Genomic DNA, 20,939 nt, shown 5'->3' on the forward strand with positions numbered 1-20,939 from the left:
TCAGCGCAGGCCCGTCTTCCGGTTCAAGGCCAGGTAGATGAGTTCGTCGATCAGGTCAGCGTAGCCCAGGCCGGAGGCAGCCCACATCTGCGGGTACATGCTCTTGGGGGTGAAGCCCGGCATGGTGTTGATCTCATTGATGATCAACTGGCCGTCCGGTGTGTAGAAGAAATCCACCCGGCTCAATCCCTCGGCACCCACGGCGTCAAAAGCGGCAGCCGAAAGTTCACGCACCCTGGCGATGGCTTCCTTGGGCAGCTCTGCGGGGCAGCTGAGCGCTGCGGCACCGTCCTCCACGTACTTCGCGTTGAAGTCGTAGAACTCGTGGGTGCCGCCGGCCACGGAGATCTCGCCGGGCATGGAGGTGCGGGGAGCATCGGCGCCCCTGCCTTCCAGCACTGCGCATTCAATCTCACGGCCAACAATTCCCGCTTCGATGACGAGTTTAAGGTCATGCCGCCGTGCTTCCTCGATGGCAGCATCCAGCCCGTCCAGCGAGTCCACCTTGGAAATACCCATGGAAGAGCCTGCCCTCGCCGGCTTGACGAAGACGGGGAAACCGAGCCGGTCCACCTGTTTCCGCACGGACTCCGCATCTTTGCGCCACTGCCTGTCAGTCACCGAGATATAGGGGCCCACCTGGAGGCCGGCCGCTTCGAAAACCACTTTCATGAAGTGCTTGTCCATGCCCACAGCGGAGGCCAGGACGCCGGCTCCGACGTACCTGGTGTCCGAGAGTTCCAGGAGCCCCTGGATGGTGCCATCCTCACCGAACGGGCCGTGCAGCAGCGGGAACACCACGTCCACGGCTCCAAGCTCCTGCGGAACCTCGTTCGGGGAAGCCACGATCAGCTGGTGTTCGCCGCCGATCTGGGCGAGCGTCACTGTTTTCTCCGACGGGGCCACCTCCGGAAGCGAGGAAGCGGCGAGGGACCACTGTGCGGTGTCGCCGGCAGCAAGGACCCACTGCCCCGTCTTGGCGATCCCGATGGGGATCACCTCATACTTGTCTTTGTTGATGGCACCAAGGACGCCGGCAGCGGTAACGCAGCTCACGGCATGCTCGCTCGAGCGTCCGCCGAAAAGTACTGCCACCCGGGGCTTTGCCCCGCCGGCCGGCTCTGCTGCGGTCAGTTCGTCGTGGGACATGGTCAGTAATCGCCTTCAGGTTTCAGTTCCCGGGCCAGCAGGACAGGCCCCAGTTGGTCAACGGACAGCTTGCCTGCCAGCACGGCGACGACGGCGGCCGTGATCGGCATTTCGACACCGAGCTTTGCTGCGAGTTCGTGCACGGCCTGGCCGGACTTAATGCCTTCGGCCGTTTGGGTCATTTTTTGGCCCACTTCGTCCAGCGTCAGGCCCTGGCCGAGCAGCCGTCCGGCCGTGTGGTTCCTTGAGAGAGGTGAGGAGCAGGTGGCCACCAGGTCGCCAAGCCCCGCCAGGCCGGCCATGGTTTTCGCTTCGCCACCCAGGGCCAGCGCCAGGCGGGAGGTCTCCGCGAGGCCGCGGGTGATAACTGATGCCTTGGTGTTGTCCCCCATTTGCCGGCCCTCGCAAATACCCACTGCCAGCGCGATGACGTTCTTGACGATGCCGCCGATTTCCACCCCAACAACGTCCGCCGTGGTGTAGGGCCGGAAGTAAGGTGCAGTGCAGCTGCGCGCAATCCAGCCGGCAGCAGCGGAGTCAGTGCAGGCAACCACGGATGCCGTGGGCTCCTCACGGGCGATCTCCATGGCCAGGTTGGGACCGGAAACGACCGCGATGCGCTCGGTGGGAACGCCCAGTTCCTCGCTGATGACTTCACTCATCCTGGCGTCCGTGCCCAGTTCCAGGCCCTTCATCAGTGAGACCACCATGGCACCGGGGGCAATCATGTCCGTCCATCCGCGCAGCTGCGGACGCAGGGACTGCGCCGGCACCGCCAGGACCACCAGGTCCGCCCCGTCCAGCACATCACGGACCTCGGTGGAGGCCGTAATGCTCTCCGGGAGGGCGATGTCCTTCAGGTATTGGCTGTTGCGGTGGACGGTGTTGATTTCCTCCACCACCTCACTGCGGCGGCCCCACAGCCGGATGGCACGCGGCTCACCGGCCGCGGTGGCGGCATCCGCCAGAATCTTCGCAAACGTGGTTCCCCAGGAGCCGGCACCGAGCACGGCAACGGAACGGGCGGACCCGCCGCGGTCCCCCTCAGGAATCACCGGGCGTCCGTTCGCCGGTCTGCTGCCCGCGGTCCACGAAGCGCCCGTGCTTTGACTGCTGCTGCTTGGCCGGATCCCAACGCACCGCCGGGGGCTGCTCTCCCCTGAGCTCCGAGAGGAGGCTGGTGATGGCGTCCATGATGGCGTCGGTGGCCCCGGTGAGCGTGGCCTTGTCCAGGGGACGGCCGGAGAAAGCGCTGAGGTCTACAGGATCGCCCACCACTACCCGGGACTGCTTGCGCGGGAAGATGTGGAACCGCTTACCGTAACGCGGGAAGACCTCGTGCGCGCCCCAATGCGCGATCGGAACCACGGGAATGCCGCCCTCAAGGGCCAGGCGCGCCGCGCCGGTGTGGCCTTTCATGGGCCATAGGTCAGGGTCGCGCGTCAGCGTGCCCTCCGGATAGATGATGATGGCGCCGCCCTCGGCAACAATCTCCTGGGCGACCTGCAGCGAGCGGTTCGCTCCCGCCGTCGAACGCTCCACCGGAACCTGCTTGGTGGCGTGCAGCAGCCAGCCCAGGGCGGGCACCTTGAACAGGCCGGCCTTCGCCAGGAAGTGCGGGGCACGCTTCTGGTTGTACAGCATGTGGCCCACCACGAGCGGATCAATTTCGGTGCAGTGGTTGGGGGCGGCAATAAACCCGCCGGCGGGAAGCTTCTCCGTCCCCTCCCACTTTTTGCTCATCATGACGGTCATCAAGGGGCGGACAACGCCGGCGATGAACATGAACGTGGCCCTGCTCTTGGCCGATTCCTTCACGTTGGTACCGCTACTTCGTGGGGGTGATGTCGAAGTCGGCGCCCAGTCCGGCCAGCTTTTCGGTGAAGCGCTCGTAGCCCCGGTTGATGATGTCGATTCCCGTAACCCGGGAGGTTCCCGTAGCAGCGAGGGCCGCAATCAGGTGGCTGAAACCGCCGCGGAGGTCCGGCACGTCGATGTCGGTTCCCTTGAGCTGGGTAGGGCCGGAGATCACTGCGGAGTGCAGGAAGTTCCGCTGGCCGAACCGGCACGGCACGCTGCCCAGGCATTCACGGTGCACCTGGATGCTGGCGCCCATGCGGATCAGTGCGTCGGTGAAGCCAAAGCGGTTTTCGTACACGGTCTCATGGACGATCGAGACACCTTCGGCCTGGGTCAGCGCCACCACCAGCGGCTGCTGCCAGTCAGTCATGAAACCGGGGTGCACATCCGTTTCCAGGACCAGGGGGTTGAGCTTCCCGCCGCGGTGGTAGAAGCGGATACCGTCCTCGCCGATGTCCATGCCGCCGCCCACCTTGCGGTAGGTATTCAGGAACGTCATCATGTCCCGCTGGGAGGCGCCTTCAACGTAGATGTCGCCCTTGGTGACCAGTGCGGCAGAAGCCCACGACGCCGATTCGTTGCGGTCCGAGAGCGCGCGGTGGTTGTAGCCGCCAAGGTCGCGGACGCCTTCGATGCGGATGGTGCGGTCCGTCTGGACGCTGATAATGGCGCCCATCTTCTGCAGCACGGCGATCAGGTCGATGATCTCCGGCTCGGTTGCAGCCCCGGAAAGTTCCGTGATGCCATCGGCCCGGGTGGCGCTAAGGAGCACCTGCTCCGTGGCGCCGACGGACGGGTAGGGCAGGGAAATCTTCGCGCCGTGCAGGCCCTTGGGAGCGGAAATATGGATGCCGCCGGGCCGCTTCTCCACCACGGCGCCGAACTGGCGCAGCACATCAAGGTGGTAGTCGATGGGGCGGTCGCCGATCTTGCAGCCGCCGAGGTCCGGAATGAATGCTTCGCCGATGGCGTGGATAAGTGGCCCGCAGAGCAGGATGGGAATCCGGGAGTCGCCGGCGTGGGCGTCAATCGCAGTGCTGGGCGCCGTCTTGGCGGCTTTCGGGTCCAACGTGAGGTCCCCGTTGACGGGGTCCTTCACGACTGTCACGCCGTGGAGCTGCAGGAGAGAGGTGACTACCTCAACGTCCTTGATCTCCGGCACGTTCCGCAACACGGACGGTTCGTTGCCCAGCAACGCTGCCACCATCGCCTTGGGAACGAGGTTTTTCGCTCCACGGACGGTAACGCGGCCTGTCAGCGGGACGCCGCCGCGGATTGTCAGAACACTACTCATATACCGGTTTCCTCACCATAACTAGCCCCCAAAACCTTGCAAAGGCTCCAACCAAGCATAGGAGGTCGCGTTACCGAACCGAAATACGCGGGCGACGGCGGCAGGGCGTGGCGGACCGCCGTCGCGCCCTCAGAGGTACTTCCGCCCCCTCAGGAAAGGCGTGCCGGCAGGGTTTTCGGCAGGAAGGCAGGGCGCGTGGCCTCGAAGGCAGTGATGTCCGCCTCGTGCTGGAGGGTCAGCCCGATATCGTCCAGGCCTTCGAGGAGGCGCCAGCGGGTGTATTCGTCGATATTGAACGGCGCCACGATGTTGCCGCACACCACCGTCTTGGACACGAGGTCCACGGTGACCTGGGTGCCGGGAGCGTTTTCGAGCTCTTTCCAGATCAGTTCGATGTCGTCCTGTGCCACCTCCGCGGCCAGCAGGCCCTGCTTGCCGGAGTTGCCGCGGAAAATGTCGGCGAACCGGGACGAGAGCACAGCTTTGAAGCCGTAGTCCTTCAGGGCCCACACTGCATGTTCACGAGAGGAGCCGGTGCCGAAGTCAGGGCCCGCCACCAGGACGGAACCGGTGTTGAACGGTTCCTGGTTCAGGATGAAGGAGGGGTCCTTGCGCCAGGCCGAAAACAGGGCGTCCTCGAAGCCGGTGCGGGTGATGCGCTTGAGGTAGACAGCGGGGATGATCTGGTCCGTGTCCACGTTGCTCTGGCGCAGCGGGACGCCGGTTCCGGTGTGGGTAGTGAACTTTTCCATGGCGTCTCCTAGGCTGCGTCGGTACGGATGGCGGCGGACTCGGGGGCCGGATCAAGGTCCGACGGCGAACTCAGGGTGCCGCGGATGGCCGTGGCTGCGGCCACCACCGGGGACACCAGGTGGGTCCGGCCGCCCTTGCCCTGGCGCCCTTCGAAGTTGCGGTTGGACGTGGAGGCACAACGCTCCCCCACCTCCAGCTGGTCCGGGTTCATCCCCAGGCACATGGAGCAGCCGGCGAAACGCCACTCTGCACCGAAGTCCTTGAAGACCTTGTCCAGGCCCTCAGCTTCGGCTTCCAGGCGGACGCGCGCCGAGCCGGGGACCACCAGCATCCGGATGTTCGGATCCTTTTGGCGCCCGCGGATAATGTCCGCAGCGGCACGGAGGTCTTCCATCCTGGAGTTGGTGCAGGAGCCCAGGAAGACTGTGTCCACCCGGATGTCCTTCATCGGCGTGCCGGCCTCAAGGCCCATGTACTGCAGGGCGCGTTCGGCGGCAGCCTTGGCGTTCTCGTCGCCGAAGTCTCCTGGGGAGGGCACGGATTCGGAGAGGGAGACGCCCTGGCCGGGGTTCGTGCCCCAGGTGACAAAAGGCTCCAGGGTGTCGGCATCCAGGTCGACCTGGACGTCAAAGGTGGCGTCGTCGTCGGTACGCAGGGTGTTCCAGTACTCCACGGCGGCGTCCCAGTCCGCGCCCTGCGGCGCGTGCGGCCGGCCCTGCATGTACTCGTATGTGGTTTCATCCGGCGCCACCATTCCGGCGCGGGCACCGGCCTCGATGGACATGTTGCAGATGGTCATGCGGGCGTCCATGGACAAGGCGCGGATGGCGGAGCCGCGGTATTCCAGGACATAGCCCTGGCCGCCGCCGGTACCGATCTTGGCGATCACGGCCAGGATGATGTCCTTGGCCGTGACGCCCGGACGGAGCGTGCCTTCCACGTTGATGGCCATGGTTTTGAACGGCTTCAGCGAGAGCGTCTGGGTGGCCATCACATGTTCCACCTCGGAGGTTCCAATGCCCATGGCCAGCGCCCCGAAGGCGCCATGGGTGGAGGTGTGCGAGTCGCCGCAAACAACTGTCATTCCCGGCTGGGTGAGGCCCAGCTGCGGACCCACCACGTGGACGATGCCCTGCTCCGCGTCCCCGAGGGAATGCAGCCGGACACCGAACTCGGCGCAGTTGTTGCGCAGGGTCTGGATCTGCGTGCGGCTGGTGAGATCGGCGATAGGCTTGTCGATGTCCAGCGTGGGAGTGTTGTGGTCCTCCGTGGCGATGGTCAGGTCCGGGCGGCGCAGCGGGCGGCCGGCCAGGCGCAGGCCTTCGAACGCCTGCGGAGACGTGACCTCGTGGACAAGGTGGAGGTCGATGAAGAGAAGGTCCGGCTGGGCGTTGGCTCCGTCGCCGTCGCCTTTGCGCACCACGTGCGCGTCCCAGACTTTCTCGGCCAATGTCTTTGCCATGGCCATCTCCCTTCACTGCTGTTTGGCTGATGAGATCCACTGAACCAGTACGGCTCGCACCGCGCCAGCCGAAAGATTTGCATCTCAGATACTGAGACGGCAATATCATTACATGGACAATTCTAGTGGAGTCGGCGTCATTGATAAAGCGGCCCATGTGCTTGATGCGCTTGAGGCCGGTCCCACCACGCTGGCGCAGCTGGTGGCGGCAACCGGACTGGCCCGGCCCACCGTCCATCGCCTCGCCCTGGCCCTGGTGCATCACCGGCTGGTGAGCCGCGACATCCAGGGCCGCTTCGTCCTGGGAAGCCGCTTGGTGGAATTGGCGTCGGCTGCGGGCGAAGACCGTTTGATCGCATCCGCCGGCCCCGTGCTGATGCAGCTGCGCGATGCCACCGGCGAGAGCGCCCAGATCTTCCGCCGCCAAGGCGACTGGCGCGTCTGTGTAGCCTCTGCCGAACGCCCCATCGGCCTGCGCGACACCATTCCTGTAGGCACGCAGCTGTCCATGAAGGCAGGGTCGGCCGCGCAGGTGCTGCTTGCCTGGGAGGACCACGACCGCCTGCTTGAAGGGTTGCAGTCCGCCCGCTTCACACCGACGGTCCTGGCAGGAGTACGACGGCGGGGCTGGGGCCAGAGCCTCGGTGAACGCGAGCCGGGGGTCGCCTCCGTGTCTGCACCGGTGCGCGGACCGTCCGGCCGTGTGATTGCGGCGGTTTCAATTTCCGGTCCCATCGAGCGGCTCACCCGCCAGCCGGGGCGGCTGCATGCGGAAGTGGTCTGCAACGCCGCCCGCATCCTCACCGAGGCGCTCCGCAAGAACAACGACTGACGCAGGACACGCCTCACGCCAGGAACACCGGCTGACCCCTCGGGGCTTTGCTGCTGGGGCTAGGATTTTCGCCATGGGCAGCTACTCAGTGTTTCTTCGCGGCATCAACGTGGGCGGCATCAACATCAAGATGGCAGAGCTCAGGGACGCGCTCAAATCAGCAGGTTTTCCGGATGCCCGGACCCTGCTTGCCAGCGGCAACGTCGTGCTGACCAGTACCTCGGACGCCGCCGCAGTAAAACGGGACTGCGAAAAATGCCTCCGGGACACCTTCGGCTACGACGCCTGGGTGGTGGTCCTGGACGCCGCCCGGGTGGCCGAACTGGTGGCGGCCTGCCCCTACCCGGACGACGATAAGTCCACCCACACCTACATCACCCTCTCCTCCGATGTTGGCATGCTGGACGAACTTGAGGCAGCCGGAGCCGCGCTGGAGGGCGCGGAGCAAAAGAGGCTGGGCCGCGAGGCGCTGGCCTGGCTGGCACCCGCCGGCGGAACGCTGGAGAGCCCGTTCAGTAAAATCACGGCCAAGTCCAGATTCAAGGCCTCCACCACCACACGTAACCTGCGCACCCTCATCAAGGTCAGGGACGCCGCCGCGGACCTTGAGGCAGCCGGCCGCTGACTGCCGCCGGCACGGTCCGCTACGTCTACCCGGCCGCCGCCTTCAGGGCCGCATTGAAGGCTGCCAGCCGGCTGACTTCAACCTCCACGGGTTCCACTACGAGTTCCTGGGCCGCTACGGCAACCGCAGAGTTCAGCCGTTTCCGGGCCCGCGCTGCCCGGGCATTGGCGGCGGCCGCGGCAATGAAACGGCCCGTGAGGGCCAGGAAAATCCCGAGGACCACCCCGCCGGCGATCATCAGCGTAGGGACCGGCCAGCCCTCCACCCTGGGCACCTCCGGTACGGGCAGCTGGAAGTAGCCTAGGGCTGCCAGCACGCCGAGCCAGACCAGGCCTCCCAGTACCGTGAGCAGGGCCAGCCATTGCACCACGTTGAACAAGCCCCACCACCAGGATTTTCGGTTGGCGGCGAGGTCAGTTCCGGCAATGGCCTGGTCAAGTGCATCGGGCAGCCGCTCCCGGCCCTCCCGCGCGGCACTCCGGATGGCTGCCCGCCACGGGCCGGGAGCGCCCGCACTGGCGGCGTCGGCAAATTCCCGCACCGCTGCGTCGGTCCGGGCGCGTTCCGGCGCGCCGGCGGGCGGCAGCGAGGTCCGGTTCAACTCCGACGGTGCGGTGCCACGCAGGTTGAGCCGCCGCAGGGGGTCGGGCCGGAACCGGGAAAGCCACCGCGTGACAGGCCAGCCCGTCCGCTTCACTGACTCGAGCCTGTAGGACTGGCGTACTGCCTGGACCACAGCCGGCACATTCGCCGCCACGGCCAACTCGTCGGCAAGACGTGTCTTCGCGCTGGACCGGACTCCAGCGGCCTCGCCGTGACCGGACACCGCTCCCAAATACGCTGAAGCCCGGGTGATGTCTGCAGCGAGCCGCTGCGACTGGGCTTTGCGCTTCACCGCAACACGTTGGATAGCCTCCCGCACCTTATCCACCCCTGTCCCGGTGAGTGCGGAAGCCGCGAGAACCTGGACTTTTGCGAGGCCGTCGCGGGCAAGGATGGACCGCAGGGATTCCAGTACAGGCTGCACGTCGTGGACGGGAAGACGGTCCACCTGGTTGAGCACCACCAGTGTGACGGCCCCGTGCGAGGCCAGCCGGGACAGGAAGTCGTTGTGGACCGCCGCGTCGGCGTACTTTTGGGGATCAAGGACCCACACCAGGACGTCGACGAGCCCCACCATCCGCTGGACCACTTCACGGTTTGCTGCCTTGGTGGAATCAAAGTCCGGCAGGTCCAGCAGGATCAAGCCGGTGCCTTCATCGGCGAAACCTTCCACGGCTGCCGCATGGTGGCGGTTCCGGACCTCCAGCCAGTCCAGCAGCGGCTCGCTGCCCTCCGCTCCCCACACCCCCGCCAAAGGTTCCGATGTGGTGGGACGCCGGGCCGCCACCGTCGCGATTTCCGCTCCGCTGACGGCGTTGAACAGGGAAGACTTTCCGCTGCCGGTGGCGCCGAAGAATCCCACCACCGTGTGGTCAGCGGACAGCGACCGCCGCGAGCTGGCACGCTCCAGCACACTGAACACTTCCTGGAGCGATTCGTCCGGGAGGACGCCTTCGCCCAGCTCCCGGGCGTCGTTAAGGGCCGACAGCCTGCGGTCCAGCCGTGATGAATCACGGGTGTCGCTGTGGCGGCTCATGCGGTGTCCGCCAGCCGGGACAGCGCGTCCGAGTGCGCTGCGAGGGACTGGGCGGAACTGTCGTCGCGTTCCGGAAGCCGGGACAGGAACTTCTGCTGTTCGTCCTGCAGCAGCCGCTGGCAGCGGGTGTAGAGGTCCTCCCGGGCTTTTTCCGCCATGCGCCGGACGGCGTCCTCGCCGAAAACCGCCTCAAGCAGCCGCTGGCCCACAACGGCGGTTCCACCCGCCACCCCTACCTCGAGTCCGGTCAGCCCGGCCGTCATCGAGAACACCACGATCATCAGGGCCGCGCCCAGCCCGTTGATGCCAAAGGACAGCCAGCGGGCCTGGGTCCGCTTTCCCTGGCCCTCGGTGCGGATCAGTTCCATCAGGGATTCCTGCCAGGCCCTGATTTCGGCGGCGGCCCGGTCCTCGAAACCCGGAGTTGTCCCGGAAAGATCGTCCGTCCCCAGCAGGTGGCGCCCGGCCGGGTCCGTCCGCCAGCGCTGGTCCGTGTCCTCGGCGGCATTTGCCGCTTCGTCCACGATGACGGCCTGCAGGCCCGTCTCGATGGCTGCTTCCACGCGGATAGCGGGTGGCGGTTCACCGCGGAAGAAGGCGCCCATCCGGTCCCGGAACCGGCCGACGTTCTGTTCCAGGGTCCGGAAGAACTCTCCGGTGCCCACAAAGTCCTGCCAGCGTGCCAGCACTTCGCCGCGAAGGAGTGAGCCGTCCCTGGTGGCGTCGAGGATCCGGGTGGCCGCACCGTTGTAGGCCGAAACGGCGGCAGTCTCGAGGTTGCGTGCCGCCTGCTGCTGCTCCCGCGACGCCTGGGCCACCAGGGCAACCCGGCCGGCCAGGGCCCTGACCGTCCCGTTGAGGGTGCGGCGGGCGATTTCGGAACGGCCGGCGGAATCGGCGGCGAGATTGCCAAGCCAAGTGCGCAGCGGAAGGACCATGCCGGAGGGAAGCATGCCCAGCGGGTCAAGTGCTGTTTCCGGAATCATGAATAGTTGGGCGGCAGCCAGGCCTTCGCGGTCCAGGAGGCCGCGCAGGTCCTCGCTGACCTCAGCTTCCGCCCCCGGCGGCACCCGGTCCAGCACCACAGCCACCATGATGTCGCGGCCGGCTGCGTCCAGGAGCAATTTCCAGGGAACAGCGTCGGCATAGCGGTTGGCCGTGGTGACGAAGACCCACAGATCCGCCGCGGCGAGCAGCTGCCCCGCAAGCTTCCGGTTGTCGTCGGAGATGGAGTCGACGTCGGGGGCATCCAGGAGTGCGATTCCCTCGGGGAGTGCGGGGTCGGCTACCAGGACAAGTGAGGACATTGCACCCGGGTCCGGGACGGGCCCTGCACTCGTAGCCGGGACGGGGCTGCTGGTGACGTATCCGCGGATCCTGCTAAGGGTGGGCAGGACGCGCTGGCCCTCAAACCAGGCCGCCTCTGACGGATGATGCAGGAGGATGGGCTGCCTTGTGGTGGGGCGGATGGCTCCGGACCGGGTCACCGGGTGGCCCACGAGGGCGTTGACGAGCGTTGACTTGCCCGCCCCGGTGGAACCGCCGACGACGGCCAGCAGCGGAGCGTCAAGGCTCCGGTACCGCGGGAGGATGTAGTCATCGAGCTGGGCAACAGCGTTGGCAGCATCACGCCGGGCCTGTTCCGCCCCGGGCAAGGCCAACGGCAGCGCCGCAGTGGCCAAATCACCGCGCACCTGTTCCAGCAGGGCCACAGCCGCCATCGATGACTGTGCTGGCTCTGGATCGTGCGGTAAGTCCTGCTCGTTCCGGGAGGTCACAGAATCATCATGCCAGTTCAGAACAGCCTCGGTCCCGTACCTGCCCGCCCTGCAGGTCCCGAATATTCGCGGCCCCGGGTTTCCCTTCAACGCCCCATCACCTCCTGCAGCTTTCCCTTCAACGCCCCATCACCTCCTGCAGCTTTCCCTTCAACGCCCCATCACCTCCTGATGCGGTTCGACGGCGGTGCTGGCGCGGGCAGCGCGCCGGGGCGTTCCCCGGAAGATTTCCGAAAGTGATGGAGCGTCCCCAATTTGATGCGGGACGTGATGGAGCGTCCCCCAATTTGATGCGGGAGGTGATGGAGCGTCCCCCAATATAGTGCGGGAGGTGATGGAGCGATCCCAGGTTTTGGGGGGCGATGCATCAGGAGCAAACAAAAAAGGTCCCGGGCGTCTGCCCGGGACCTTTTCGTTGGTGACCCCAGCGGGATTCGAACCCGCGTTACCGCCGTGAGAGGGCGGCGTACTAGGCCGCTATACGATGGGGCCGTGTACTTTTCCGTACTTCCAACCAGCGTTTCCGCTGGTCAAGCTCAGTGATTCTTTCACACACTTCGCTTCGGTTTCAAATCGGCGGACCGGCTGAAACCGTCTGTTTTCCTGCCCGCTGGCGGGCTTTCAACAGAGCTGGGATACCAGGACTCGAACCTAGAATGACGGTACCAGAAACCGTAGTGTTGCCAATTACACCATATCCCAATGGCACTTCCGGGCCGGTTTTCAGGGCTTCTTCCCTGCTCCGTGCGCCTCAGCACGAGAAATTACTTTACCCGAGACTTCCGGCTCGCACAAATCGGCCCGGTGTGACCTAGCTGACCAGTTCAGCCAGGGATGCCACCATGCCGCCGTCGAAGTCCGGCACAATCTCCCCCGCCCGGTTCAGCCACACACCAAGGAGGCCGGCCGCCGTCGAGCCCTCGGCATCAAGCAGGCGGTTGTCGCCGACATACAAGGTGTGGGAAGGATCCGTGCCCAGCAGCCGTACCCCTTCGAGGTAAATGGCCGGATCCGGTTTGGCCACGCCCAGCGTGTCGGTTCCAACGAGGCGGCGCACGCGTTCAAGTCCTGCCCCGTCCAGCTTGGCACGCTGGTAATCGTGGACATTGTTGCTGACCGCACCGTAGGGGACGCCCGCCCGGTCCAGCCTGTCCAGCAACGGCATTACATCCGGAAAGGGCTTTACGTACGCGGGCTGTTTTTCCATGTAGGCGTTAAGCCACTGGTGCGATTGCTCGCCCGCAAGCTCAACCCCGAAATGTCCCAGCGCGGCGCGGCCGCGGAGCAGGCGCTGTTCGTTGAACGTCAGCTCGCCGGCCAGGTACCGGTCGTAGTAGTGAGTGGTTTCGTGCGTAAAGATCCGCCCGAACCGTTCCCACCCGGCCTGGTCGAGGCCGGGCAGGAGGTGTTCGCTGACCTCCCGCAGGGCGGTGGTCATCGAGTATTCGAGGTCAACGAGGGTGTCGTCGATGTCGAACAGCACGCCACGGACTGCGCCGAAGGGTGTTTCCAGGACCGCACCCTTTGCCTGGCTGGGAGCCGTCATCAGCCGCGGAAGGTCTTGAGCCGGCGGAGGGAGGACTCCTTGCCGAGGATCACCATGGACTCGAACAACGGAGGCGAGATGCGGCGTCCGGAAACGGCCGTGCGTACCGGTCCGAAAGCAAGGCGCGGCTTGAGTCCCAGGTCCTCGACCAAAGCCTGCTTCAGGGCTGCCTGGATGGCGTCCGGAGTCCAGTCCCCGACAGGTTCGAGCGCAGCGATCGCGGCGTCCAGCACGTCCGTCAGGTTCTCCGGCAGTCCCTTGAGAGCGTCAGCTGCGATATCGATGGCGTCGTCGGCCTTGAAGAGGAATGCCAGCATTTCGGGCGCCTCCCCCAGCAGGGTGATGCGCTCCTGGATCAGGGGCGCGGCCTCGGTGAGGATTTCCTCTTCGCGGTCCGTCAGGATCTCGCCCACCAGGTCGGCGGCGCGCAGGTACGGGGCCAGCCGCTCCCGGAAAACCTCGGGTGCCAGCATCCGGACGTGCGTTCCGTTGATGGCCTCGGCCTTCTTCAGGTCGAAGCGTGCAGGGTTGCCCAGCACATCGTGGATATCGAAATGCTCCACCAGCTGTTCAACGGTGAAAATGTCCTCGTCGGCGCTCAGGGACCAGCCCAGCAGGGAGAGGTAGTTCAGCAGGCCTTCGGGGATGAAGCCGCGCTCCCGGTGCAGGAACAGGCTGGATTCCGGATCACGCTTGGAGAGCTTCTTGTTGCCCTGTCCCATCACGTACGGCAGGTGGCCGAACTCCGGCATGTACTGTGCCACGCCCACTGCATACAGCGCACGGTACAGTGCGATCTGCCGGGGCGTGGAGCTGAGCAAGTCTTCCCCGCGAAGCACGTGGGTGATGCCCATGAGGGCATCGTCCACCGGGTTGACCAGGGTGTACAACGGCGCACCGTTGGCACGGACCACTGCGAAGTCCGGTATCGATCCGGCGCGGAAAGTGATGTCGCCGCGCACCAGGTCGGTAAAGGTGATGTCCTCGTCGGGCATGCGGAGGCGCAGAACGGCATCCCGGCCTTCGGCCTTGTACTGGGCGAGCTGCTCGTCCGTCAGGTGGCGGTCAAAGCCGTCGTAGCCCAGCTTCGGATCACGTCCTGCGGCGCGGTGGCGGGCCTCGATTTCCTCCGGGGTGGAGTAGGACTCGTAGATGAACCCGCCGTCCCGCAGGCGTGCAATCACATCCTGGTAGATGCCGCCGCGCTGCGACTGCCGGTAGGGTTCGTGCGGGCCGCTCACCTCCACACCCTCGTCCCAGTCGATGCCCAGCCACTTCAAGGCGTCCAGCAGCTGGTGGTAGCTTTCCTCACTGTCACGGGCCGCGTCGGTGTCTTCGATCCGGAACACCATGGTGCCCTTGGTGTGGCGGGCGTAGGCCCAGTTGAAGAGGGCCGTACGGATCAGCCCCACGTGCGGGGTGCCGGTGGGCGAAGGGCAGAAACGCACCCGTACGGGCGTCTCCGCGGTGACGGGCGGGATGGAGGCAGCAGTCGACGCAGAAGCAGTAGTCATAGTGGCTTCAACTTTACCGTCTGCCGCCCGCCGCCCGCCGCGGCAAGGGTCAGCGGCGGACTATGGGGTTGGACAAACGCCCGATGCCCTCGATCTCCACCTCAATGCGGTCACCTGCGGTCACCAGGCCCACGCCGGCCGGCGTCCCCGTCATGATGACGTCGCCGGGCAGGAGGGTGAACGCCTGGGAGACAACGGAGACGAGTTCCCGCACTCCCCTGATCATCTGGCTGGTGCTGCCGTCCTGCCGCAGCTCGCCGTTGAGCCGGGCCTGGATCTGCACGTCCTCCGGATCAAGGTCCGTCTCAATCCAGGGACCCAGCGGCGCCGACGTGTCAAAGCCCTTGGCGCGGGTCCACTGGAGGTCGCTTTTTTGGACATCCCGGGCGGTGAGGTCGTTGCCGCAGGTATAGCCGAAGATGACGTCGTCAACGCGGTCCTCGGGCACGTCCTTGCAGATCCGGCCGATCACCACGCACAGTTCCGCCTCGAAGGAGACTTCCTCGGAGAATTCGGGCAGCACCACAGGATCGTTGGGACCCACGACAGCGGTGTTGGGCTTGAGGAAGAGCAGCGGCTGGGCGGGAACCTCGTTGCCGAGTTCGTGCGCGTGCTCCACGAAGTTGCGTCCGACGCCGACCACCTTGCTGCGCGGAATGATAGGTGCGAGCAGCCGGACGTCTTCCAGCTTGTGGCGGACGGAGGTGCGCTCCACCCCGTTGAAGAAGGGGTCTCCATGGATAACAGTGATGACCTCACTGCCTGTGTCACCTTCGACAACGCCGTAGAGGGGATCAGAATCGACGACAAACCTGGCAATACGCATGGCTCCTACCCTACCGTCTCGGCAGCCGGCTCCCCGGCGGCGCTACTGCGGCGCTGCTCCGCCGCGCAGGTAGTGAAGCTGGGCGGCAACAGAGGTCTCGGCGGCCCGCCGGACGGAAGGGTCGACGTCGGCATAGACGGCGTCGGCGACGTCACCTACGGCCGCGTCCCGGCCCAGGCTGTCCAGGGCCGCGCGGATTTGCGCCAGCCGTTCGAGGCGGTGGCTGCGGTAGGCGCGGGCGATATCCGCAAGGGACGGCAGTACTGGACCGTGGGCGGGAAGGACTGTCCCGGGCCCCAAGGCTTCCAGCCTGTCCAGCGACGTGAGGTAGTCCGCGAGGGTCCCGTCAGGGTAGTCAAGAACGGTGGTGCCGCGGCCCAGGATGGTATCCCCGGTAAGTGTGGAACCGGACGTGCCGTCGGCGGGGAGGTGGAAGCACACGGAATCGGAGGTGTGGCCAGGCGTGGCCATGACCCTCACCTCGACCCCGGCTGCGGACAGTACCTCCCCGTCCTGCAGCGCCGTGCCGCTTCCATGGCAGTGGACACCATCGGCGGCACGGACGGGAGCCCTCGTCAGCTGGTGCAGCCGGGCCGAACCTGCTGTGTGGTCGGCGTGGCGGTGGGTGATGAGGATCAGTTTCACGGGCCCCGCACCGGCAAGGGCCTGGAGGTGCGCCTCGTCCAGCGGTCCCGGGTCCACCACCACGGCGCCGGCAGAACCGGGCACCCGCAGCACGTAGGAGTTGGTCCCGTCCAGGCTCATCGGCCCGGGATTGGGGGCCAGGATGAACTGGGTCAGGCCAGAGCTGCGCTGGAGGAAGGGGCCGGAAGCTGAAGTCACTTTCCCATCTTCGCACCGAGCGCCGGCCCAACATCCCTTGCCAGCAGGAATAGAACAGCCAGCAGACCGGGTTGACGCCGGAAGACCAGATCAACTCCACCAGGAAGCGGACCAGACATAATGAGCACCACCACTACTCTTGCAGACCTTCTCGCCGGCGCTGATGCCGCCGGCCATGACCATGCTGCCACTGAGAAGAGCACCGGCCTCCGGCACATCCACAACCACGCGACGGGGGGCGTTGTCTGGTTTCCCACCTGGCAGGCATTCCGCCGCACAGACGACTGGGCGGAAGCGGTGGCCGAACAGGAAGCCGTGCTGGCCAAGGCCACCGATGACGGGTCGTCAGTTGCAGAGGCAGCCGCCGAACACCTGGAGCAGCAGCTCGAGATCCTGCTCGAGAGGGCTGCCGTATCCGCCGACCCGAACGCGTTTGTGGAAGTCAACCTGGTGCCCCACCTGACCGAAACGTGGGCGGTAGCGGATGCCGTGGCCCGGACCTCGGGCGAACAGCTTCCTGACGGCACTCCCCCGGCCGGGTTTGCCTCGTATCCCTATGAGTTGTACAGCCAGGACGGGGGAGTTTTCGCTACCACCCTGTGGAATGACCTCCTTGATGCCCGACGTCAGCGGGCCCTGGAGGAGGAAGCGGCCAGGAAGGCCCTTAAGCCCGTATCCCGCAAGGCGCTGAAGAATGCCGCCCGGAAGGCTGCGCGGCGCTAATCTCCGGGTTGCAGAACGAACGGCGCCTGCCGGGCATGAGCCCGGCAGGCGCCGTCGTAATTGCTGCAGTCAGGTAAAAGCGGGACTAAGCGAGGCGGGTGAGCCAGCCGTGGGTATCGTGGACGGCGCCTGTCTGGATGCCGAGCAGCTGTTGGCGGATGGCCATGGTGGTCTCCCCTGCCTTGGCATCCTCGGAACCGATGAATTCGGTGGCGTCCTTCAGAACACCGATGGGCGTGATCACTGCCGCCGTGCCGCACGCAAAGACCTCTGCGATGTCACCTGAGGCAACGCCGTCGCGCCACTCTTCAAGGGTGATCTTGCGCTCGACGACTTCGCGGCCCATGTCCTTGGCTACCTGGATGACGGACATCCGGGTAACGCCTTCCAGGATGGTGCCGGTCAGCGCGGGGGTCACCAGTGAGCCGTCCTTCAGCACGAAGAACACGTTCATTCCGCCCAGTTCTTCCACCGCGTCATCGTTGAAGTGGTCCAGGAAGAGGACCTGCTTGCAGCCGTTGGCTTCAGCTTCCTGCTGGGCGATAAGGGAGGCAGCGTAATTGCCGCCGCACTTGGCATCGCCGGTTCCGCCGCGGCCGGCGCGGGCGTACTCGCGGGAGATCCAGATGGATACCGGCTTCAGCTCGCCGCCGAAGTAGTTGCCGGCGGGCGAAGCGATCACCCGGAAGGAGACTTCGCGGGCTGCGCGAACGCCGAGGAAGGCTTCGGTGGCGATCATGAACGGCCGCAGGTACAGTGCTTCACCGTCGCCGCTGGGGACCCATTCCTTATCAGCTGCCACGAGTTCGCGGATGGCGCCGAGGAAGTACTCAGCCGGCAGTTCGGGCAGGGCGAGCCTGCGGGCGGACTTGTTCAGGCGGGCAGCGTTTGCCTCCGGCCGGAAGGTCCAGATGGATCCGTCGGCGTGGCGGTAGGCCTTGAGCCCCTCGAAGATCTCCTGGCCGTAGTGGAAAACAGCAGCGGAGGGATCGAGGACGATCGGCCCGTACGCTTCAATCCGGGCATTCTGCCAGCCGCCGTTGCCGTTCTCGTCCACGCTGTAGTCGACGATGGCGGTGTTGTCGGTGAAGTAGTTGCCGAATCCCGGGTTCGCCAGGATGGCTGCACGCTCTTCAGCAGACTTCGGGTTGGCCGAGAGTTGCTGGCTAAATTCGACGCCGTGGGCAGTCTGAGTCATGGTTCCTCCACGATCGGCCGCCCTGGATTCAGCGTTGAACGGCAAGGCGGCATTTGGTGATTCGAGACAAGCTTACGCCCGTTGCCGGCAGGCCCCGGCGCGGCTAGAGGCCGGCGGCGATGGCGTCGCCCACCGCGCTGGTGCTGCGTGCCCCGCCGTCGCGCTTTTCGACGTCGGCAACTACTGCCGCTTCAATCCTGCGCGCCGCTGCGGCGAAGCCGAGGTGGTCCAGCAGCAGTGCCGCCGACAGGATGGCGGCGGTGGGGTCGGCTTTGCCCTGTCCGGCGATGTCCGGGGCCGAACCATGGACCGGTTCGAACATGGACGGCGCGGTGCGGTCCATGTTGATGTTCCCCGAAGCTGCCAGGCCGATGCCGCCGGTGATGGCTGCGGCGAGGTCGGTGAGGATGTCGCCGAAGAGATTGTCCGTGACGATCACGTCGAAGCGTGACGGCTCGGTGACCATAAAGATAGTGGCGGCGTCCACGTGGAGGTAGTCATGCGTGACCTCGGGGAACTCCTGGGCCACCGCCTCGACAGTGCGCTTCCACAGGTGGCCTGCGAAGACGAGGACGTTGTGCTTGTGGACCAGGGTGACGTGCTTGCGCTCCCGGAGGCTGGCGCGGCGGAAGGCGTCCCGGACCACGCGCTCCACGCCGTGGGCCGTGTTCAGCGAAACTTCGGTGGCCACTTCGTGCGGCGTGCCCGCGCGGAGGGTGCCGCCGTTGCCGACGTACGGGCCTTCGGTTCCTTCGCGCACCACGATGAAATCGATGACACCGGGGTTGGCCAGGGGGCTGCCCACCGTTCCGTAGAGCCGTGAAGGCCGCAGGTTGACGTAGTGGTCCAGGCTGAAGCGGAGCTTGAGCAGCATCTCGCGTTCGATGATGCCGGACGGAATGCGCGTGTCGCCCGGGGCTGCCCCCACGGCGCCGAACAGGATGGCGTCCCGGGTGCGGAGGTCTGCCAGGACGTGGTCCGGGAGGGTTTCGCCGGTGGCCAGCCAATGCTCCGCGCCGAGCTTGTAGTGCGTTTGCTTAAGCTCGACGCCCTCGGCGGCCACGGCCTTCTCCAGCACCTTCAGTGCCTCCGCAATGACCTCAGGGCCAATGCCGTCGCCGGGGATAACTGCAAGATCGATGGAGGATGCGCTCATGCTTTCAGCGTAGCGAGGTCATCCATATGCCGGTCAAGCTGTCTCATTATCCGAACATCCCATCGCCACGCTCGCTCATCACCTGCAGGAAAACAGCGGACGCTCTATCACCTTCTGTCCAGAGGTGATAGAGCGTCCGGGAAAAACCTGCCGAAAGCGAGAGCGCGTCAGCCCTCCGCGGGTTCCTCATACTTGGGGAACACCGGGGCTGGTGCCGGCAATTCCGTGCCGGCAGCAAGGCGCGTGCCGATGGCGGCGAACTGCCGGGCCTCCCCTTCGGGCTGACCCAGGGTCTCCAGGAGCGCGGCCGTTGCCGTTGGCATCACCGGCTGGGCCAGGATGGCCACGATGCGCAGGACTTCCAGCGTCACGTACAGCACAGTGTTCATGCGTTCGACGTCGGTCTTCCGCAGCACCCAGGGTGCCTGCTCGGCGAAGTAGGCGTTGGTGTCGCCCAGCACGCCCCAGATTACTTCGAGGGCGCGGCTGAATTCCTGCTTTTCAAACGCTGCCCGTGCGGCTTCGAGGAGGCCGCCGGCCTGTGCAAGGATCGCGTTGTCCGCATCCGTGAATGCGCCGGGAACCGGGACCCTGCCTTCGCAGTTCTTCGCCACCATGGACAGGGAACGCTGGGCCAGGTTTCCGAAGTTGTTGGCAAGGTCGGCGTTCATCCGGCCGACGATCGCCTCATGGTTGTAACTGCCGTCAGCTCCGAACGGCACCTCGCGCAGGAAGAAGAACCGCACCTGGTCAAGGCCGTACTGCGCCACGAAGTCGGCCGGGGCCACCACGTTGCCCAGGGACTTGGACATCTTAACGCCGTTGTTGTGCAGGAAGCCGTGGATCATGACCCGCTTCGGCAGGTCCAGTCCGGCGCTCATCAGGAAGGCCGGCCAGTAGATGGCGTGGAAGCGGGAGATGTCCTTGCCAATGATGTGGACATCGGCAGGCCAGAACTTCCGGAACTTCTCTGAGTCGACGTCCGGGTAGCCCACACCGGTGAGGTAGTTGGTCAGGGCATCCACCCAGACGTACATCACATGCTTGTCGTTGCCCGGTACCGGGACGCCCCAGTCGAAGGTGGTGCGGCTGATGGACAGGTCCTCCAGGCCGCGCTTCACGAAGCTGATGACTTCGTTAAAGCGGTATTGCGGGGCGCCGAACTCAGGCTGCGCCTCGTAAAGTGCGAGGAGCTTGTCCTGATAGGCCGAAAGCCGGAAGAAGTAGCTCTCCTCAGCCGTCCAGGTCACCTCGGTATCCGTCTCCTTGGAGTAGCGCACGCCGTCGTCCTTGACTACGGTGTCGTCCTCGCCGTAGAACGCCTCGTCCCGGACCGAGTACCAGCCCTCGTACTTGGAAAGGTAGATGTCCCCGTTGGCCTCCATCTTTTTCCAGATGGCCTGCGAGGCGGCGTAGTGGTCCTGGTCAGTAGTGCGGATAAAGCGGTCGTACGTGATGCCCAGGGCTGCATGCGCGTCCTTGTAGACCTCGGCGTTCCGGTCCACCAGTTCCTTGGGCGTGATGCCTTCCTTTTCCGCGGTCTGGGCAATCTTCATCCCGTGCTCGTCCGTGCCGGTCAGGAACATCACGTCATAGCCGTCCAGCCGCTTGAAGCGCGCCATGGCGTCGGTGGCTATGTACTCGTAGGCGTGGCCGATGTGGGGCACGCCGTTGGGGTAGGTGATGGCCGTGGTGATGTAGAACGGCGTTTTCTCTGAAGCAGTCACGGGAGGACGTTACC

The 20,939-nt window shown here is 65.5% G+C and carries 18 protein-coding genes and 2 tRNA genes; 3 read left to right on the plus strand and 17 right to left on the minus strand.

The annotated features are described in order from the left end of the window. The 6 genes from QFZ36_RS04235 to leuC form a co-directional block, all read right to left on the minus strand. Positions 1-1,149 (minus strand): D-alanine--D-alanine ligase family protein, encoded by a 1,149-nt coding sequence (locus QFZ36_RS04235; protein ID WP_306634186.1) that lies wholly within the window; start codon positions 1,147-1,149, stop codon positions 1-3. Positions 1,150-1,151: 2 nt separating this feature from the next. After that, positions 1,152-2,204, minus strand: coding sequence for an NAD(P)H-dependent glycerol-3-phosphate dehydrogenase (locus QFZ36_RS04240; RefSeq protein ID WP_373427014.1), 1,053 nt, complete (start codon positions 2,202-2,204; stop codon positions 1,152-1,154). Next, positions 2,194-2,967: a lysophospholipid acyltransferase family protein gene (locus QFZ36_RS04245; RefSeq protein ID WP_306634188.1), complete on the minus strand. Its 774-nt coding sequence runs from the start codon at positions 2,965-2,967 to the stop codon at positions 2,194-2,196. Before QFZ36_RS04245 ends, QFZ36_RS04240 begins: the two co-directional genes overlap by 11 nt. 10 nt (positions 2,968-2,977) lie before the next feature. Then, complete coding sequence (murA, locus tag QFZ36_RS04250; protein ID WP_306634190.1) at positions 2,978-4,303, minus strand: UDP-N-acetylglucosamine 1-carboxyvinyltransferase; 1,326 nt, start codon at positions 4,301-4,303, stop codon at positions 2,978-2,980. 149 nt (positions 4,304-4,452) lie between these two features. Next, positions 4,453-5,055 carry a 3-isopropylmalate dehydratase small subunit gene (gene leuD / locus QFZ36_RS04255; RefSeq protein ID WP_306634192.1) on the minus strand — a complete coding sequence of 201 codons (603 nt, stop codon included), beginning with the start codon at positions 5,053-5,055 and terminating at the stop codon, positions 4,453-4,455. 8 nt (positions 5,056-5,063) lie between these two features. Further along, on the minus strand, positions 5,064-6,518 hold the full coding sequence (leuC, locus tag QFZ36_RS04260; protein ID WP_306634194.1) for a 3-isopropylmalate dehydratase large subunit: 1,455 nt from the start codon (positions 6,516-6,518) through the stop codon (positions 5,064-5,066). A gap of 112 nt (positions 6,519-6,630) precedes the next feature. Between leuC and QFZ36_RS04265 the strand changes: the two genes are divergently transcribed. Both QFZ36_RS04265 and QFZ36_RS04270 read left to right on the plus strand, forming a co-directional pair. Next, entirely contained in the window at positions 6,631-7,350 is a 720-nt protein-coding gene (locus tag QFZ36_RS04265) for an IclR family transcriptional regulator (RefSeq protein WP_306634196.1), read from the plus strand. Between the two features lie 73 nt (positions 7,351-7,423). Then, positions 7,424-7,975: a DUF1697 domain-containing protein gene (locus QFZ36_RS04270; RefSeq protein ID WP_306634198.1), complete on the plus strand. Its 552-nt coding sequence runs from the start codon at positions 7,424-7,426 to the stop codon at positions 7,973-7,975. A 25-nt stretch (positions 7,976-8,000) separates the two neighbouring features. Here QFZ36_RS04270 and QFZ36_RS04275 read toward each other — a convergent pair whose 3' ends face one another. From QFZ36_RS04275 to QFZ36_RS04310, 8 genes are all read right to left on the minus strand, one after another. Beyond that, positions 8,001-9,614, minus strand: coding sequence for a GTPase (locus QFZ36_RS04275; RefSeq protein ID WP_306634200.1), 1,614 nt, complete (start codon positions 9,612-9,614; stop codon positions 8,001-8,003). Further along, complete coding sequence (locus QFZ36_RS04280; protein WP_306639089.1) at positions 9,611-11,335, minus strand: dynamin family protein; 1,725 nt, start codon at positions 11,333-11,335, stop codon at positions 9,611-9,613. The genes QFZ36_RS04275 and QFZ36_RS04280 overlap by 4 nt, the downstream gene beginning before the upstream one ends. Positions 11,336-11,808: 473 nt before the next feature. Continuing rightward, positions 11,809-11,884, minus strand: a tRNA-Glu gene (locus tag QFZ36_RS04285). A 138-nt stretch (positions 11,885-12,022) separates the two neighbouring features. Beyond that, a tRNA-Gln gene (locus tag QFZ36_RS04290) sits at positions 12,023-12,094 on the minus strand. A 109-nt stretch (positions 12,095-12,203) separates the two neighbouring features. Beyond that, positions 12,204-12,938, minus strand: coding sequence for an HAD family hydrolase (locus tag QFZ36_RS04295; RefSeq protein ID WP_306634202.1), 735 nt, complete (start codon positions 12,936-12,938; stop codon positions 12,204-12,206). Beyond that, complete coding sequence (gltX, locus tag QFZ36_RS04300; protein ID WP_306634203.1) at positions 12,938-14,452, minus strand: glutamate--tRNA ligase; 1,515 nt, start codon at positions 14,450-14,452, stop codon at positions 12,938-12,940. Before gltX ends, QFZ36_RS04295 begins: the two co-directional genes overlap by 1 nt. A 49-nt stretch (positions 14,453-14,501) precedes the next feature. Beyond that, positions 14,502-15,278, minus strand: a complete 777-nt coding sequence (locus QFZ36_RS04305; protein ID WP_306634205.1) for a fumarylacetoacetate hydrolase family protein — start codon at positions 15,276-15,278, stop codon at positions 14,502-14,504. Positions 15,279-15,320: 42 nt separating this feature from the next. Beyond that, the gene (locus QFZ36_RS04310; RefSeq protein ID WP_306634206.1) at positions 15,321-16,121 is read right to left on the minus strand and encodes an MBL fold metallo-hydrolase; all 801 of its coding nucleotides are present in this window, start codon (positions 16,119-16,121) and stop codon (positions 15,321-15,323) included. Between the two features lie 120 nt (positions 16,122-16,241). Here QFZ36_RS04310 and QFZ36_RS04315 point away from each other — a divergent pair, with 120 nt between their 5' ends. Then, positions 16,242-16,844: a hypothetical protein gene (locus QFZ36_RS04315; protein ID WP_306634208.1), complete on the plus strand. Its 603-nt coding sequence runs from the start codon at positions 16,242-16,244 to the stop codon at positions 16,842-16,844. Between the two features lie 85 nt (positions 16,845-16,929). Here QFZ36_RS04315 and QFZ36_RS04320 read toward each other — a convergent pair whose 3' ends face one another. From QFZ36_RS04320 to metG, 3 genes are all read right to left on the minus strand, one after another. Then, entirely contained in the window at positions 16,930-18,042 is a 1,113-nt protein-coding gene (locus QFZ36_RS04320; RefSeq protein ID WP_306634210.1) for a branched-chain amino acid aminotransferase, read from the minus strand. Between the two features lie 103 nt (positions 18,043-18,145). Continuing rightward, positions 18,146-19,198, minus strand: coding sequence for a 3-isopropylmalate dehydrogenase (locus tag QFZ36_RS04325; RefSeq protein ID WP_306634211.1), 1,053 nt, complete (start codon positions 19,196-19,198; stop codon positions 18,146-18,148). A 167-nt stretch (positions 19,199-19,365) separates the two neighbouring features. Next, positions 19,366-20,925, minus strand: coding sequence for a methionine--tRNA ligase (gene metG, locus QFZ36_RS04330; protein ID WP_306634213.1), 1,560 nt, complete (start codon positions 20,923-20,925; stop codon positions 19,366-19,368). Positions 20,926-20,939: the final 14 nt, after the last annotated feature.

The organism is Pseudarthrobacter siccitolerans, assembly GCF_030823375.1.
In the GTDB taxonomy this organism is placed as follows: Bacteria; Actinomycetota; Actinomycetes; order Actinomycetales; family Micrococcaceae; genus Arthrobacter; species Arthrobacter siccitolerans_A.